Below are 16,213 nucleotides of genomic sequence, written 5' to 3'. Positions count from 1 at the left end.
TTATTACCTAAATATCCGATTCAATACTCCGGAAAAGAATGATAATTGTCAGGTTTAAGCCTCCTACCCAGAATTAAGAAATTTTAATAAGAATATGCCTAGTTTTGTGATGTTGAAATAATTTATCTGATTACGAAAGAAAAAATGGAGAAGGATTTTGATCTGATTATCGTAGGGGGAGGACCTATTGGAATTGCATGCGGACTGGAAGCTCAAAAAAAGGGATTGTCGTACCTGATCATTGAAAAAGGACCTATTGTAAATTCCCTTTTTAACTATCCCGTGAACATGCAGTTTTTTTCATCTTCCGAAAAATTGGAGATAGATGAGATTCCTTTTATCAGCAAAGAAGCCAAGCCAAAGAGAAATGAAGCCCTGGAATATTACAGGAGAATTGTAACCTCAAATAAGCTGAATATCCATCTCTTTGAAAAGGTTAGCTCAGTAAAGACATACAACGAAGTATTTCAGGTAAAAACTGAGAAAGAAACGTATAGTTCCAGGCAAGTGATCATTTCAACAGGATTTTATGACCTGCCCAACAAACTTAATGTTCCCGGTGAAGAACTGCCGAAGGTATCACATTATTACAAAGACCCTCACTTTTACGCCAACCAGAAACTGGCCGTAGTAGGGGCCAGTAATTCTGCAGTGGATGCCGCCCTCGAATGCTGGCGTAAAGGTGCTGATGTTACCATGATCATTAGAGGCCCTGAGGTAGGTCAAAGAGTAAAATACTGGGTAAGACCCGATATCATTAACCGAATAGAAGAAGGAAGTATTAAGGCCTATTATAATACTACCGTTTCAGAGATAAGACCCGATGTGATCATCCTCAACACCCCGAAAGGGGAGGTTGAACTTCCTAATGATTTTGTCCTAGCACTTACAGGATACATGCCAAATTTTGAGTTCTTAGAGACCATGGGCATCCAATTATCCGAAGATGAGAAAAGACTACCTGATTACAATCCGGAAACCATGGAGACCAATATAAAAGGCCTCTATCTTGCCGGGGTAATCTGTGGCGGGATGGAGACTCATAAATGGTTTATAGAAAACTCCAGGATACACGCCAAGATAATAATAGCAGAAATCCTGAAAAAAATAAAAGCGAACACAAAGACAGTCTCATCCCCTTCCCTCAAAGAAGGCAAACCTCATTAAAAACCTCTTAATCAACCGGATATATAAATCCGATTATTTAAAGGGTTTAGCTAATTCAGGTTTTTACCCTTGATAATAAACGCCCTTGAACCGACTAGTCTATGGTTACGGAAAATGTAACGGCTAAATCGGTTTCTCCTCCAGCATCTGCCAGACCTGTATTTGGCTTAGTAGGCTCATGGCGCAGGGTAAAACCAAGGGTTCCCGTACTGGCTGCTCCTGTACTCAGAGTAAATAACGTTCCCAAAGGATTTCCATCGTCATCAAAATTGGCGTAATCGGTAGTCGCATCAAGTCCGCCACTAACCGTATAAAAAAACTGGTGTTCTTCGTCTTCCGCTTCCACTTCATCCGTAATATTCTCTGCAGGTGACTCCGTTTCATTGAGTATAACTATCGCTCCTCCGTATACCGTATTCGCCACAAAATTGCCTGAAACAGTCACCACGGGGGCGTCTGGCCCGTCACCGTCAAGATCCCGGCTTTGCAAGGTTATGGTGTCACCCCCTCCATTAGGGACCAGGGTAACTGTTATGGTCGTAATGATCTCTTCTTCATTTACCGGAATTGGATTGTCGTTGTCAGAACATGAAGTAAAAAGAAATCCTGTAAGTAGTACGAGTGTAAAAAATTTAATGTTTTTCATAGCCATGATTTATTTTAATAGTTGAATATTAATTGTAATTGAATGTTTCTGCCCATTCCATTGGCAAAAAATCGTTGTCTGTTTAAATAGTCCCTGAAAGATGTATCGAATAAATTATTTACGTTCACGGAAGCGGTCAATGCCGCTGAATCTCCAAGCGAAAAGTCCATCTTAGAGGTAAAACTCAGCAGATGGTATGCATCGGGGGGAGTGTTAATCTCCAACAACACATCTTGTTGCTCCTCAGGGGAGAATACCACTATGTTCGGAGGGAATTCATTTTGCCGGAATACCAGATTACTCATCAGAGCTACTTCAAGCCCGTTCCATTCCCTTTTTACAAAACGGATCCGGTTCCTGAAGTTAGCCGCCGGGATATTGATCAAGGCGATATCGTTCTCCGTATCCTTTCCTTTCACTATGGAAAACTGATGGTCGGTTTCCCATCGATCACTCCAATCTACGTAGGCAGATGCATCGAGGCCTATAAGTCGACTGTCTGTTTGACGATACGACCAAACGGGAAATGCACCCCGAATGGTGAACTCAACCCCGGTTGGTTCGAGGACAACAAAATCTGAAACAAAATTTGCGTAAGGTTCAAGGGTAAAGCCCCAGTTTGTATTTCGCTTTTCATAGGAAAGTGAAATCTTACTGGAAGTTTCGCTATTGATTCTCAGGTCTCCTAATTCGATACGTGCTGCCGAGTGATGAAGGCCGTCACTAAAAAGTTCAGATGGGTTAGGTGCTCGTTGCGCGAGGGCGTAATTAAGTCTAAAAAAGGTATTGTTGTCTTTGTTATATTTTACACCTGTTGTTCCCGAAAAATTATTGAAATCGAGTACAGGGTTGGTCAGCAACTGAGTGTCCAGGTCTTCTATAATGATATCACTGAAATCCTCATCGTATCCCCGTTCTTCCCACCTGCTGGTTAGATAAAACTTGGTGGCATCGATACGGGAAAAATCATATCGAAATCCGGCATCAAGGTTCCAATCCTGGGAAATTCTATACTCAGCAATACTAAAAATACCCAAATCGAATTTCTCATAATCCGGGATAAGTCTGCGCACACCTGTATCGGGATTTGGAAAATTATCCTGGTACCTTCCCATAAGGCCCAACTGCATCTCCAACCTGTCATTGGCATCCCATTTAAAATCAGTGTTGATCGTATGGGTCGTCAGTTGCAGATCGAGAGAGGCTCTGTCATCAAGTTCGCCACGTCTTACGTCGAACTCCAGCCTTCGGTTATCCTGAAAATCGTATTGCAGACTCCACTTTCCAAGGCCCTGAAATCGTTTATACAAGGCTATTTTACCCAGGTAATGGGTTACCTGCTGCCTTGGATTTTGCAAGTCGTACGTAAAAGGGCGTATAATCTGGGGAGTACCACTGTTGATACTTCTGATCAGATCATCGACATTGCCTATATGTGAAGCTCTCAGGATAGCGATTTCCGCGTCGTAATAGGAAAAACGGGCGTCTATGCCCCAATTAAAAGTCTTCTTCCCAGCCTGCAGCGATATACCGGTTTCCCGTATACCCGTATTGGATAAAATATAATCCGGGGCTTCCTGATCGCCGAGGCGTTTGTACGATCCCTGGACTTTGGCAAACCATTGGTTTTCGAAGACCTTCGACAGTTCTGAGGATATTGAGCCCCCACGTCCGTTGGACATCCCGTTGAGGATGGTCTTTCCATAAAGGGTATCTTTTGCCGGCATGATTTCCTGCTCCATCAGGATAACACCTCCTACCGCATCTCCCCCATATTGAAGCGCAGCGGCCCCTTTTACAACTGAAATGGCACTGGCCGAATTGATGTCCACATTGGGTGCGTGTTCATCTCCCCATTCCATATCCTGCATACGTACTCCATCATTCAGAACCAGGACCCTGCTTCCATTTAATCCGTGAATTACAGGCTTCACTATAGTTGCCCCGGTATTTAAGCTGGAGACACCGCTGATTTCATTTAATGCATCACCCAAACTACCCCCACTATACCTGATCAGCGTCTCATTATCGAGCCGTTCTTCAATCCCCGAATTTGTCTTTTTTAAAACGGCACCCCCAACCACCTGTACCTCATCCAATTCTTCCAGATGATGCTCGAGGAAAAAGTCCTTTTCCGTATCCCCTGAGATTCTAACAGGAAAAATAAGGGTCCTGCAATCAGGGTGCATGACTTCTATCTCATATTCCCCACTGCATATATCTTTAAAGACATATTGCCCGTTTAGATCTGTAAAAACCGATACATTCATATCTGAAATAACCAGCGTTGCACCAACCAGGGGGGTCTTATTGTGAAAATCGAGAACCTTTCCGGAAAGTTTATCGTTGCATTTCTGCCCTATCAATATAAAAGGCAGGAGCAAAATGCTCAAAAAGTATAAGAGTCTGAAGGACATTAGATGAAATAATAAATTAATATGGACTGCATCCGAGGAATGCAAAAGAGTATTACTCAAGTTGTCTGTATAGACCTATAGAGCGGGGGGAGGTCGACTAAAAAGAGATGGAAAGAAAATATCTTCTTTAAAAAACGCGCCCCTGCTTTCCAAATGTCCTTGAGAGGGAACGTTGAATACGATAGCAGGTTTTACTGCCTGGGCGGGAGTATCGTAAAGAACTGATTCACTTAAAACTGAAAACAGGCACAATTCGCATTTTTCAGTGTCGCTTTCATCACTATGGGATAATGGGTGATAACTTATTCCCTTGCCTAAAAGAAATAGACCTAGTAGCAATAAAGAAAAAGTGATCTTTAAACTGTTACCTCCCATATTTTCAAAATTAAATAATGATTTGCTTCGCACTGTTAAGGATATGCTAATATTGTACCTATTCGCGCTCCTATTCCGGTTTTCGAGAAGAAATTAATCCTTACTAAAATACCTGAATCAAGCTTTTATTTAAAATTCAGAACAGAATCAGAATCAGGAAAAATGGTAAGGAAAAATTTCCCAAGCTGTTCGCCTCAGGCAGGCAGGCGCATTGAAAACTAAAAAAAAGATTACTTCGCTTCGCTCCAAAAAAGAAAGCAAGCTTCCTTTTTACTTCATCAAACTATTAGTAAAAAAAAGGTTAGAGGATTACTTCGCTTCGCTCACTGTTCCTCACAACGCTCCGCGTTGAAAACCAAAAAAAGAAGACTTCGCTTCGCTCCAAAAAAGAAAGCGAGCTTCCTTTTTTGGAACTCGCTTGTCTTATACCTTTTTTTGGTTTATTCGTGACCGCGGGAGGATTCGAACCCCCAACCCTCAGAGCCGAAATCTGATATTCTATCCAGTTGAACTACGCGGCCTTTATCTGTCTTTTTCTTAGCGAGCGCAATTTACACAAAAAGAACTTTCCGGAGCTAATAAAATACGTTCAATAGGAATCTCTGCCCTGCATTTCACGCATTTCCCAAAATCTTCGGTATCCAGCAGGGAGAAATTGCGTTCCAGGCCTTTTAATTGATCTTCAGCCTTGCGCAGGGCCGCTTCCATGACACCCCTATTGTTAATCGCATCCATCCTCGATACCCTGCCGATGGCATTGTCGGGAGCCACAGGACCGCTTAAATCTCTGTATTGCTTTATTCGCTTTTCCGTCCTTGTGATTGCGGATTGTAATAGTGCCCTGAGTTCAGAAGTATCCACAGCGCTACTGCTTAATTCAAATGCTTTCTGACAATCCCCGAGATCGTCTTTCCATCTGCTTTCCCTGCAAGTTTTTTAGATACCTGACCCATCACAGGCCCCATATCTTTCATTCCACTTGCCCCCATTTCCTCTATTGTAGACACCACTACCTTTTCAATTTCTGCTTCCCCCAACTGTTCTGGAAGAAATTTCTCGATAACAGTGACCTGAGACATCTCTGCTTCTGCAAGGTCTTTCCGACCTTGTTCAGTAAAGATTGCTGCACTGTCTTTCCTCTGCTTCACTAAACGCTGAACCATTTTTATCTCTTCTTCTGCAGTGAGTCCTTTTCCCCCTCCTTTATCGGTTTGGGCTAACAAAAGTGCCGATTTTATGGCCCGAAGCGATTCCAAAGCAACAGTATCCTTCGCTTTCATCGCTGTCTTCATTTCCTGCATTACCTTATCCTGTAAGCTCATAACCCTTTATTTTTAGTGATGTGAAGTTAAAAAATAAACCCGAAACGAAGGGAATCATCTCGGGTTTTAGAACGGTTGAAACAACCAAACAAAATTAACTAGTCTACATTATCGTGTAAAAATGAATTGTTAGATCGCATTTGAATTTCATCATTGCTATCCTCACCCAGTGTTGTCCTGGAAACCTTTCCCTCCTTAGGGTTGTCGTTCAAATTAACTCCCTGACGTTTATAAGCGGGTTCCTTTTCAATTTCTTCAATATGGCCCATACTATTCTGAAACTTATAATTAAAATCCTTAAGCTTTTTTCTGCGTTCGTCAGCCCTGGCCTTCAATAGTTCTTCTATAGGTGAAGACATCGGATCGATCTCCTCCGGATTCGTTTCTTTATTTGACTGTTCGTAGGCACTTACGGTTTTGTGTTCAAAAACGAGTTCATCCTCAACAATCTTTGGATCGAAATCCTCTGCCTTGGAACGAGCGCCGGTTAACTTGGATTCAAGTTCCATATAATCGTCAAGGCTGTACCGTTTTTCTCCTTCTTTATTGTACTCTAATACAGGAATTACTTCGATATGTTCATTTACATCTATATCACTGATGTCTTCATCAAGGGAAAAAGTAATCACGTGCTCTTTATCTTCCTCTTCTTCAGGTTCTCCTTCTTTAGATAGGGGCATATCAAAACTCATGGTGATCTGCTCCTTGCTCTCTTTAGAGGAAACGGTTACAGGATCGACAACTTCGATGTCAAATAGAGCTTCCTTCGAATCGATAATCACAAAACTATCTTCATCGATATCTTCAGCTACTACTTCATCATAAAAGACGTTGAAATTTCTAATGAAATTAGTAGTAGGAATCAAATCCATTTCTTCCTCAATTTCTAAAACGTGCTTTACAATAGGCTCAGTTTCTTCCTCTTCCATGACCAGCTCATGAACCACCTGTTCAGACTCCATAAGCTGTTGTTCGGCCTTTTGGTCTTCTTCCAGAGTATGAATGATTTTTTTGGATTCGGTATTGACGATTTCATCCTGCTGGTCCACATTAAAACCCGTCGCAATTACAGTAACGGCTATAGCATCTCCGAGAGTTTCGTCCTCTCCTACCCCCATGATAATATTCGCCCCGTGACCTGCCTCTATTTGAATGTGATCATTGATCTCTCCTATCTCATCTATAGTAATTTCTTTTGTACCTGAGACTATTAATAACAGTACATTTTTCGCTCCGTTGATCTTATTGTCATTGAGCAGGGGAGAATCGAGCGCTTTCATGATCGCCTCCTGAGCCCTGGCTGAACCTGAAGCCATGGATGATCCCATAATAGCAGTACCACTATTCGAAAGCACTGTTTTGGCATCCCTTAAATCTATATTTTGTGTATAATGGTGTGTAATAACTTCTGCAATTCCACGGGCTGCAGTCGCCAGAACTTCATCCGCCTTGGAGAAGCCGGCTTTAAATCCGAGATTCCCATATACTTCCCTGAGCTTATTATTGTTGATGATGATCAGGGAATCTACGTGCTCCCGAAGGCGCTCAATTCCTTTTTGCGCCTGCTGACACCTCATTTTACCTTCAAACTGGAAGGGCATTGTAACGATTCCCACAGTTAAAACATCCATTGACTTAGCCTGTTTTGCGATGACGGGAGCAGCACCAGTACCTGTTCCCCCACCCATTCCGGCTGTAATGAAAATCATTTTTGTTGTGGTATCGAGCATGCGTTTTATTTCTTCCATGCTCTCAACTGCTGCCTGCTCCCCTACTTCAGGGTTGGCCCCTGCTCCCAGTCCTTCGGTCAGGGAAACCCCTAGCTGAATCTTATTGGGTACTGGGCTATTTTGAAGTGCCTGAGAATCTGTATTGCAGATGACAAAATCTACTCCATTGATTCCCGCCTGGAACATATAATTTATGGCATTGCTACCACCACCGCCAACGCCGATCACTTTTATTACATTACTTTGATTCTTGGGGAGGTCAAAGGAAATACTTTCAAATTCGGTGTTCTTGTTCATGATACTTTTATTACTGGTTAAATGATATACTTTACTTTATTCTGCGTTGTCTAGAAAATCCTTGAGCTTTTCAGACCACCTGTCAAATACTGATTTTCGTTCTTTTCTGGCAGACCCGCTTGCAACCACCTCTTCGTGCCCTTCCAAAACCATCTCTCTCTCTTTTTCTTCCTCCAGGGTCTTTAACCTGCGTTTATCCTTATTCTCAACGGCATTCATCAATAATCCTACTGCGGTGGCATAAAGGGGACTGGCGATCTCTGCATCTGAATCTCCGGCCAGATGCTCATTGGGGTATCCGATACGGGTGTCCATCCCCGTAATGTATTCTACCAGTTGTTTCAGGTGTTTCAACTGGCTACCTCCACCGGTGAGGACGATGCCGGCAATTAATTTTTTCTTTTGTTCTTCATGGCCGTAATTCTTAATCTCAACATAGACCTGTTCCACAATCTCAACCACACGGGCGTGGATAATCTTTGACAAATTCTTCAGTGTGATTTCCTTAGGCTCCCTTCCTCTCAATCCGGGGATAGAAACAATTTCATTGTCCTTGTTTTCACCCGGCCAGGCAGAACCGAATTTCATTTTCAAAAGCTCAGCCTGTTTTTCTATAATTGAGCATCCTTCCTTTATATCTTCGGTAATCACGTTACCTCCAAAAGGAATAACCGCTGTATGCCTTATAATCCCATCTTTAAAAATCGCTAGGTCTGTGGTACCCCCCCCGATATCGATCAGGGCCACCCCTGCTTCTTTTTCTTCCTGACTTAATACAGCCTCGGAGGATGCCAGAGGCTCCAGGGTGATGTTGTATAAATCTAGGCCTGCACTTTTAATACATCTTCCAATATTTTTTATAGAGGATACCTGGCCCACTACTACATGAAAGTTCGCTTCCAGGCGTCCACCGTACATCCCTATAGGTTGTTTTATTTCAGCCTGCCCGTCAACTTTGTATTCCTGTGGCAGTACATGGATAATTTCCTCCCCGGGCAACATAACTAACTTGTATACCTGATTACAAAGTTTATCCAGGTCGTCTTCATTGATAACTTCTTCAGAATTCGCCCTGGTGATATAATCACTGTGCTGCAAACTGCGAATATGTTGTCCGGCAATACCCACGACAACAGATCCTATTTTAAGTCCGGCATCAGCTTCGGCCTGTTCCACGGCCTGCTGAATAGATTTAATTGTCTGGGTGATGTTATTCACCACGCCCCTATGCACGCCAAGACTTTTAGAACGACCTATCCCAAGTACTTCTATTTTGCCGTATTCATTTTCTTTACCGATGATCGCTACTATTTTTGTAGTTCCGATATCGAGGCCAACTGAGTAATTTTCTTGTTCCATGGTCTTAAATTTTAGTACACACTACTTGATTGTCAAATTCCAAATTCACTACTGCGTAGTCCCTCAGGGATTTATCCTTTAGAGCCTTGGCATAAAAGGCTTTAAAATTTTTAAATTTCTTTTCCAGATCTTCCACATTTCCCAGGTCAACTATGAAATCCTCTACGCGAAACTTCAATTGATACCTTTCCTCGGCCTCTACATGTATCCCAATTACGTTTTTTCGCAAAAAATCATCCTGGTTGATATATTTTAATATTTCAAAAACATCATCCAGACTCTTACCTGTAATCTCTCCGGTGATTATTGGCACACGGGCAGAATGCAGCCTGGATAAAGGCATAGATTTACCTTCCTCATCAAGGTAAAATGTTTTAATCCCCTCTACACGACCTATGGGCTGCCTTTGGAAAATTTTAGATGTAAGTTTGTCATCAATAGTAAGATATACCTGGGCGCTTTTTACCATATCATGGGTCTCAATGACCTTTTCTATAGTATTCAAAACTAATTTTTCTTTGCCCAGCTTGAGGACACTACCATAATTTTGTATTAACAATTTATTAACCATCTCCTCAGAGAGGTATAAATTGTTGTCTCCTTCAAATATGATCTCCATTTCCTTTACGGGTCTTTTGAGATTTCTTTTATTCGAGAATGCATAAAGTCCTGTTATGCAGAATATTAGAATCAAGACCTTAATATAGTTCCAATTAATTTTCATATTCCAATGCTTGTTTTAATGATTCTACTTCAAGTCCTATATCCCCTGCTCCAAGAGTTACCAGGACTTGTGGTTTTTGTGCTATTATTTCATTTACCAAGTCTTGTTTTGCTATCAACTTTTTCTTGGGATTTTGAATAAGATCAAGTAACCCCTGCGAGCTTACTCCGGGAATAGGTTTTTCACGGGCCGGATAAATATCCAGAAGAATAACACTGTCAAACCTGGACAAGCTTCTGGCAAATTCCGCAAGGAAATCACGAGTTCTAGAATAGAGGTGTGGCTGAAAAACAGTTAGGATCTTAGTATTGGGATGCATCTCTTTAATCGCCTCAAAAACAGCGTCAATTTCTGTCGGATGATGCGCATAGTCATCAATAAAAATCAGATTTTCTTCCTTGATCTTATAGGAGAATCTTCGCTGAACACCTTTAAATGTTTCCAAAGCTTCTACAAGGCGATCCAGCGGGGGACCAGCCTGAATCGCCATTGCGAAAGCCACCAAACCGTTTAACAGGTTATGCCTGCCTGGTTTGTTGAATTTCACCCCTTTCAAAATAGTATCAGGGGTGCCCAAATCAAAAATGTAGGTACCATGTTCAATTCTGATGTTTTTTATACAATAATCCGAATTATCATCTATCCCATAGGTGATACCCTGAATGGGGAGACCATTCCTGACAAATAATTTCCCATTGGGTTTGAGCTTGGCTGCGAACTCTCTGAAAGACATTTGCAGGGCTTCCTTATTGCCATATATATCTAGGTGATCAGCATCCATGGAAGTAATACAGGCCACATCGGGCTCTAGCTGAAGAAAAGATCTGTCAAATTCATCGGCCTCCACAACAGAGTACTGATTACCTTCCCATATAAAATTACTATTGAAATCCTCGGATATCCCTCCCAAAAAAGCTGTGAGCGGTGTTCCTGTCTCCCTGAGAAGATGAGCCAGTATACTGGACGTGGTCGTTTTTCCATGAGTACCGGCGACTGCGAAGCAAAAGGTCTCCCGGGTAATCATTCCCAGCACTTCAGACCTCTTTTTTACCGTAAATCCCTTTTCCGTAAAATAGAGCCATTCCTTTAGGTCTTCTGGTACTGCCGGCGTATACACCACCAGGGTTTCTTTGGTAATGAAAAAGGATTCGGGGATTAGCGACAGGTCATCCGAGTAATGGATATCAATTCCAAGAGCTTCCAATTCCCGGGTCAGGGGGGTAGAAGTCTTGTCATAGCCGGCTACGGATGTACCCAAAAAAGTAAAATACCGGGCCAGTGCAGACATACCTATCCCACCGATACCAATAAAATACACCCTAAGAAAATCGAATTTCCTCATGATCCTGACTCAATTAATTTTTCAATTACATCCACAATATGTTCGGTGGCCCTGGGCAAGGCCATTTTCTTTATATTTTCACTCAGTTCTTCCCTTTTTCGATCTGATTGTAATAGTTCTTCGAATGAGGATTTAAATTTGGTTTCAAGATCATTTTCGGCCACCATTTCAGCTGCATTCGCGTTTACCAATGCCAGCGCATTTTTGGTCTGATGGTCTTCGGCCACATTTGGTGAAGGGATAAAAAGCACGGGTTTGCCCACCAGACACAGTTCGGATACCGAGCCTGCTCCCGACCTGGAGATGATGATATCTGCAATCCTGTAACCGTGTTCCATTTGATTGAGATATCCGTAGACCTTTACATTTTCACTGTGGTATTGTTTGTACTTCTCGTAATACATAGATCCACATTGCCAAACCAACTGTAAACCTGAATCTTCGAAATACGACAGATGCTTTTCAATGAGTTCATTGATTCTCCGCGATCCCAGGCTCCCCCCCAAAATCAATAAAGTCATTTTAGTCGGATCCAGCTCGAAATACCCATAGGACGGTCCCACCTCTGCGGGCAACTGAACCAGAGATGATCTCACCGGGTTTCCGGTGAGGACGATCTTCTCCTTCGGAAAGAACTTATCCATCCCCTTATAGGCTACACATATTTTGCTCACTCTTGAAGCAAGGAGTTTATTGGTGATTCCCGCATAGGAATTCTGTTCCTGCAGGAGGCAGGGAATCCTCTTCCCGGATGCGACTCTGAGCACAGGACCACTGGCAAATCCACCAGTTCCAATGACCACATCGGGTTTAAAAGTGCTCACTATGTTTCTCGCTTTAATCAAACTACTAATCACTTTAAATGGGAAAAGCAAATTCTTCCACGTTAGTCTTCTCTGTAAACCACTTATCCATAATCCTTTTATTTGGTAACCAGCCTGAGGGACCTTCTCCATCTCCATCCTGTCTTTCGCCCCCACAAACAAAAACTCAGCTTCCGGAAATCGCTTTTTCAGCTCATTGGCGATTGCAATCGCCGGATATATATGGCCTCCGGTACCTCCGCCGGAGAGGATAAACTTATAGTTGCCCACTTAAGACTTCTAAAGGGTTATTCTCATCTACTTCCGATTCATCTAAATCATTTGCTTTCTTTCTACTTGCACTCAGTACAATACCTATCGCCAGGCATGTCATCCAGATGGAAGTCCCTCCGGAACTAATCAGAGGCAGCGTTTGTCCGGTAACCGGAAACAGTTCAACAGCCACAGCCATATTTATCAGGGCCTGAAATACAATAGGAAGTCCGACACCCACCACCAGTAACTTTCCAAAAACCGACTCGTTGGCATTAGCCACGACCACAATTCTAAAAAGTAACAGCATATAAAAAAACATCAGGGAAAAGCCTCCTATAAGACCATATTCCTCAACGATGATGGCATAAATAAAATCAGAGGAACTCTGCGGCAGGAAATTCTTCATTACACTTTTCCCGGCTCCGTTCCCTACAAGTCCGCCACTGGAAATTGCTATTTTGGCCTTTTCAATCTGATAATCTGCCTCTGTATCCGCAGGGTCCCAGAAACTTTCAATCCGACTCATCCAGGTATCTACTCTGTTGGGAAAAAGATCAGGGGCCGCTTTGGCGATAAGAACAAAGAACATAAGTCCGATCAACCCAAAGCCTATCATCGCCGACAAGTATTTTAAAGGGTAGCCTCCAAGGAAACATAGAACCAACACCATAAAAAATAGGATAGCTGCCGTTGAAAAATTAGCCGGTAAAATCAAAACAACAATGAGAAAAACCGGAGCCCATAAGGGCAATATACTTTCTCTAAAGGTTACTTCCCGATCTTTTGTTTTGGATAGATACCGGGCGATATATACCATGAGTACCACTGAAGCCAGTGTAGATGTCTGAAAAGTGATCCCTACCAGTGGCAACCTTATCCAACGACTTGCATTGGCTCCTTCAATTGTTGTTCCCTGAGCAAGCGTATAGACCAGTAAGGCGAGGACTACGGGCATGGCTATAATAGAAAGGCCTTTGAAATAATGGGCGGGAATCTTATGAACACCGTAAATTATTCCGAATCCCAAAAAAAGTAAGAGGCCGTGTTTCATCAAGTGCCCCATTGTGGTTCCATTTCCTACCACATAAACCAGGTTACTACTGGCACTATATACCGGTAGGAAAGAGAATAGAGCCAGGAGTGCTACTACTGCCCAAATTACTTTATCGCCTTGTATGTGTCTTAGAAATTTCAGGATCTATAGATTTTTAATGGCTTCTTTAAACTGATTTCCCCTGTCCTCATAGTTATCAAAAAGATCGAAACTTGCACATGCAGGGGAGAGCAACACCGTGTCACCACGTTCTGCAATTTTGTAGGCTACTTTAACAGCCTCAGACATGGCAAAGGTTTCGACAAAAATATCCACAGCATTGACGAAGGTCTGTCTGAGTTTGGAATTGTCTTCCCCAAGGCAAATTATTGCCTTTACCTTCTCACGCACAAGGGGCATAAGGGACTTATAGTCATTTCCCTTATCAACACCCCCAACTATCCATACGGTTGGGGTAGTCATGCTGTCGAGTGCATAATAAGTTGCATTGACATTAGTCGCTTTTGAATCGTTGATATACTGCACATGATGAATTTTCAGGACTTTTTCAAGCCTGTGTGCAGCACCCTGAAAGTTTTGAATACTATCACGGATGGTTTCTTTACGGATCCCCACCAGTTTGGCCGCCGTAATGGCAGCCATGGTATTTTTAAGGTTGTGCCGACCTTCTAATGCAAGTGAATCTGATGCTAGTTCCATAGTGTCTTCTTGTGTCTTTATTACAAATTGTTTGTCTTTTATATATGTTCCTATATCCCCTTTCTTCTTCAGCGAAAAGGGTAGTTTATTGGCTTGGATTGGGTGACTTTCGAGGTGAGCCATTATTGCTTCGTCTTCGGCATCGTAGATTAAAAAATCCTTGCTGCTCTGGTTTTCGGTTATCCTAAATTTAGAAGCGACATACTTTAGAAAGTCATTTTCGTATCGATCTAAATGATCAGGAGTGATGTTAGTTATCATCGCAATATGCGGCCTGAAAGAAGTGATTCCGTCGAGCTGGAAACTGCTGATTTCAAGTACATAGTACTCCTTCTCGGTTTCAGCTACCATCCTTGCAAAACTATCCCCGATATTTCCTGCCATTCCCACCGAATAGCCAGCTTGTTCAAGGATGTGATGTGTGAGCATGGTCGTGGTAGTCTTTCCATTACTACCTGTGATCCCGATGATAGTTGCCTTTGTATATCTCGATGCAAATTCGATCTCCGATATCAAAGGAATACCCTTATTAACCAGTTTCTGAACCAGAGGAACTCTATCTGGGATTCCGGGACTTTTCATCACCAGGTCGGCATTCAAAATCTTAGTCTCAGTATGTCCTCCTTCTTCCCATTCCAATCCATCATGTATAAGAACGTCTTTATATTTTTTCTTTATCAGGCCTTTGTCTGAGACAAAGACTTCATACCCCTTCTGCTTCCCCAGGATGGCCGTACCAACGCCACTTTCGCCTCCTCCCAGGATCACTAATCGCTCCATTTACCTCACTTTTAAGGTTACAATGGTCACAATGGCCAGTAAGATTCCGATAATCCAGAATCTGGTGACAATCTTGCTTTCGTGATATCCTTTTTTTTGATAATGGTGGTGAAGAGGCGACATGAGAAATATTCGCTTCCCTTCTCCGTATTTTTTCTTTGTGTATTTGAAATAACTTACCTGCATCATGACTGAGAGTGACTCGGCGAAGAAAATCCCGCACAGCAGGGGTATCAGTAATTCCTTTCGTACGATGATCGCAATTACAGCAATCACACCTCCTATGGTTAAACTTCCTGTATCCCCCATAAAGACCTGGGCAGGGAAGGCATTGTACCAAAGGAATCCGACCAGTGCCCCTACAAAAGCAGAAATAAACACCACCAGCTCTCCTGCTCTGGGGATATAAAAAATATCGAGATAGTCTGAGAAAATGATATTACCCGATACCCAGGCAAAAATGCCCAGAGTTAAGACTATAATAGCAGAGGTACCTGCAGCCAGGCCATCGATTCCATCAGTGAGGTTGGCTCCGTTAGAAACCGCGGTCACAATAAATATCACTATGGGGATAAAGATGAGCCAGGCGTAGTTTTGTACATCTCCACCAATCCATGAAATCAAATTCCCGTAATCGAGCTCATTGTTCTTAAAAAAGGGAACATTGGTCTTGGTCGATTTTAATTCCTTGCCTTCTACCTCCTGCACTTCAAAACTCTCTGTGATGATTGTTCTGTTCTTTTCCTTCATGGTCACCTCGGGGTGGAAAAAGAGGGTAGCTCCCACGACCAGGCCTAAGACTACTTGTCCCAGGATTTTGAAACGACCCTTAAGGCCTTGTTTATTCTTTCTAAATATTTTTATATAGTCATCTATAAATCCGATAATTCCCATCCATAGGGTTGTTATAATTAACAGGACAACGTAAACATTATCAAGTCGGGCGAAGAGAAGTACAGGTACCAGTGTAGACATAATAATGATAAGTCCGCCCATAGTGGGTGTTCCCTGTTTTTGCTGTTGTCCGTCGAGTCCGAGATCACGCACTGTCTCACCTATTTGTTTCTTTCTGAGAAAAAGAATGATGCGCTTTCCAAGTGTTGTGGCCAGAATAAGGGAGAGCAGTACTGCCATGGCTGCCCTGAAGGAGAGAAACTGGAAGAGTGTCGCCCCCGGGAACTGGTATTGTTTTTCTAAGTATTCAAACAAATAATACAGCATA

General features: G+C 42.5%; 13 protein-coding genes and 1 tRNA gene. 1 reads left to right on the top strand and 13 read right to left on the bottom strand.

Going from position 1 to position 16,213, the window contains the following annotated elements; translation table 11 throughout:
• Window positions 1-144 precede the first annotated feature (144 nt).
• Window positions 145-1,167, top strand: coding sequence for a YpdA family putative bacillithiol disulfide reductase (locus tag AB8P51_RS02025; protein ID WP_369747101.1), 1,023 nt, complete (start codon window positions 145-147; stop codon window positions 1,165-1,167).
• Between the two features lie 94 nt (window positions 1,168-1,261).
• Here the strand turns inward: AB8P51_RS02025 and AB8P51_RS02020 are convergent, their stop codons facing one another.
• The 13 genes from AB8P51_RS02020 to mraY all read right to left on the bottom strand — a co-directional run bounded on the left by AB8P51_RS02020 (window position 1,262) and on the right by mraY (window position 16,212).
• The gene (locus tag AB8P51_RS02020; RefSeq protein ID WP_369747100.1) at window positions 1,262-1,813 is read right to left on the bottom strand and encodes a type 1 periplasmic binding fold superfamily protein; all 552 of its coding nucleotides are present in this window, start codon (window positions 1,811-1,813) and stop codon (window positions 1,262-1,264) included.
• Window positions 1,814-1,827: 14 nt separating this feature from the next.
• Entirely contained in the window at window positions 1,828-4,206 is a 2,379-nt protein-coding gene (locus tag AB8P51_RS02015) for a TonB-dependent receptor domain-containing protein (RefSeq protein WP_369747099.1), read from the bottom strand.
• An 846-nt stretch (window positions 4,207-5,052) separates the two neighbouring features.
• A tRNA-Arg gene (locus tag AB8P51_RS02010) sits at window positions 5,053-5,126 on the bottom strand.
• Between the two features lie 16 nt (window positions 5,127-5,142).
• The gene (locus tag AB8P51_RS02005) at window positions 5,143-5,466 is read right to left on the bottom strand and encodes a TraR/DksA family transcriptional regulator (protein WP_369747098.1); all 324 of its coding nucleotides are present in this window, start codon (window positions 5,464-5,466) and stop codon (window positions 5,143-5,145) included.
• An 11-nt stretch (window positions 5,467-5,477) separates the two neighbouring features.
• The gene (locus AB8P51_RS02000; protein WP_369747097.1) at window positions 5,478-5,927 is read right to left on the bottom strand and encodes a GatB/YqeY domain-containing protein; all 450 of its coding nucleotides are present in this window, start codon (window positions 5,925-5,927) and stop codon (window positions 5,478-5,480) included.
• A gap of 98 nt (window positions 5,928-6,025) precedes the next feature.
• Window positions 6,026-7,954, bottom strand: coding sequence for a cell division protein FtsZ (gene ftsZ / locus AB8P51_RS01995; RefSeq protein ID WP_369747096.1), 1,929 nt, complete (start codon window positions 7,952-7,954; stop codon window positions 6,026-6,028).
• 36 nt (window positions 7,955-7,990) lie between these two features.
• On the bottom strand, window positions 7,991-9,313 hold the full coding sequence (gene ftsA / locus AB8P51_RS01990) for a cell division protein FtsA (protein WP_369747095.1): 1,323 nt from the start codon (window positions 9,311-9,313) through the stop codon (window positions 7,991-7,993).
• 4 nt (window positions 9,314-9,317) lie between these two features.
• Window positions 9,318-9,932 carry a cell division protein FtsQ/DivIB gene (locus AB8P51_RS01985; protein WP_369747094.1) on the bottom strand — a complete coding sequence of 205 codons (615 nt, stop codon included), beginning with the start codon at window positions 9,930-9,932 and terminating at the stop codon, window positions 9,318-9,320.
• 94 nt (window positions 9,933-10,026) lie between these two features.
• The gene (murC, locus tag AB8P51_RS01980) at window positions 10,027-11,379 is read right to left on the bottom strand and encodes a UDP-N-acetylmuramate--L-alanine ligase (protein WP_369747093.1); all 1,353 of its coding nucleotides are present in this window, start codon (window positions 11,377-11,379) and stop codon (window positions 10,027-10,029) included.
• Window positions 11,376-12,473 carry an undecaprenyldiphospho-muramoylpentapeptide beta-N-acetylglucosaminyltransferase gene (gene murG, locus AB8P51_RS01975; protein WP_369747092.1) on the bottom strand — a complete coding sequence of 366 codons (1,098 nt, stop codon included), beginning with the start codon at window positions 12,471-12,473 and terminating at the stop codon, window positions 11,376-11,378. The genes murC and murG overlap by 4 nt, the downstream gene beginning before the upstream one ends.
• Window positions 12,460-13,656 (bottom strand): FtsW/RodA/SpoVE family cell cycle protein, encoded by a 1,197-nt coding sequence (locus tag AB8P51_RS01970; protein ID WP_369747682.1) that lies wholly within the window; start codon window positions 13,654-13,656, stop codon window positions 12,460-12,462. The genes murG and AB8P51_RS01970 overlap by 14 nt, the downstream gene beginning before the upstream one ends.
• Entirely contained in the window at window positions 13,657-14,991 is a 1,335-nt protein-coding gene (gene murD / locus AB8P51_RS01965; RefSeq protein WP_369747091.1) for a UDP-N-acetylmuramoyl-L-alanine--D-glutamate ligase, read from the bottom strand.
• Window positions 14,992-16,212 (bottom strand): phospho-N-acetylmuramoyl-pentapeptide-transferase, encoded by a 1,221-nt coding sequence (gene mraY / locus AB8P51_RS01960; RefSeq protein WP_369747090.1) that lies wholly within the window; start codon window positions 16,210-16,212, stop codon window positions 14,992-14,994.
• Window position 16,213: the final 1 nt, after the last annotated feature.

The sequence above is a fragment of the Muriicola sp. SD30 genome, assembly GCF_041205185.1.
Lineage (GTDB): Bacteria > Bacteroidota > Bacteroidia > Flavobacteriales > Flavobacteriaceae > Muriicola.
The sequence above is the reverse complement of the archived record's forward strand: the minus strand, read 5'-3'. Positions and strand labels throughout refer to the sequence as shown.

What these genes read in the sequence shown, in the direction of transcription:
- AB8P51_RS02025 (WP_369747101.1), top strand. Translation starts at nt 145, where the DNA reads ATGGAGAAGGATTTTGATCTGATTATCGTAGGGGGAGGACCTATTGGA.
- AB8P51_RS02020 (WP_369747100.1), bottom strand. Translation starts at nt 1,813, where the DNA reads ATGAAAAACATTAAATTTTTTACACTCGTACTACTTACAGGATTTCTT.
- AB8P51_RS02000 (WP_369747097.1), bottom strand. Translation starts at nt 5,927, where the DNA reads ATGAGCTTACAGGATAAGGTAATGCAGGAAATGAAGACAGCGATGAAA.
- ftsZ (WP_369747096.1), bottom strand. Translation starts at nt 7,954, where the DNA reads ATGAACAAGAACACCGAATTTGAAAGTATTTCCTTTGACCTCCCCAAG.
- ftsA (WP_369747095.1), bottom strand. Translation starts at nt 9,313, where the DNA reads ATGGAACAAGAAAATTACTCAGTTGGCCTCGATATCGGAACTACAAAA.
- AB8P51_RS01985 (WP_369747094.1), bottom strand. Translation starts at nt 9,932, where the DNA reads ATGGAGATCATATTTGAAGGAGACAACAATTTATACCTCTCTGAGGAG.
- murC (WP_369747093.1), bottom strand. Translation starts at nt 11,379, where the DNA reads ATGAGGAAATTCGATTTTCTTAGGGTGTATTTTATTGGTATCGGTGGG.
- murD (WP_369747091.1), bottom strand. Translation starts at nt 14,991, where the DNA reads ATGGAGCGATTAGTGATCCTGGGAGGAGGCGAAAGTGGCGTTGGTACG.
- mraY (WP_369747090.1), bottom strand. Translation starts at nt 16,212, where the DNA reads ATGCTGTATTATTTGTTTGAATACTTAGAAAAACAATACCAGTTCCCG.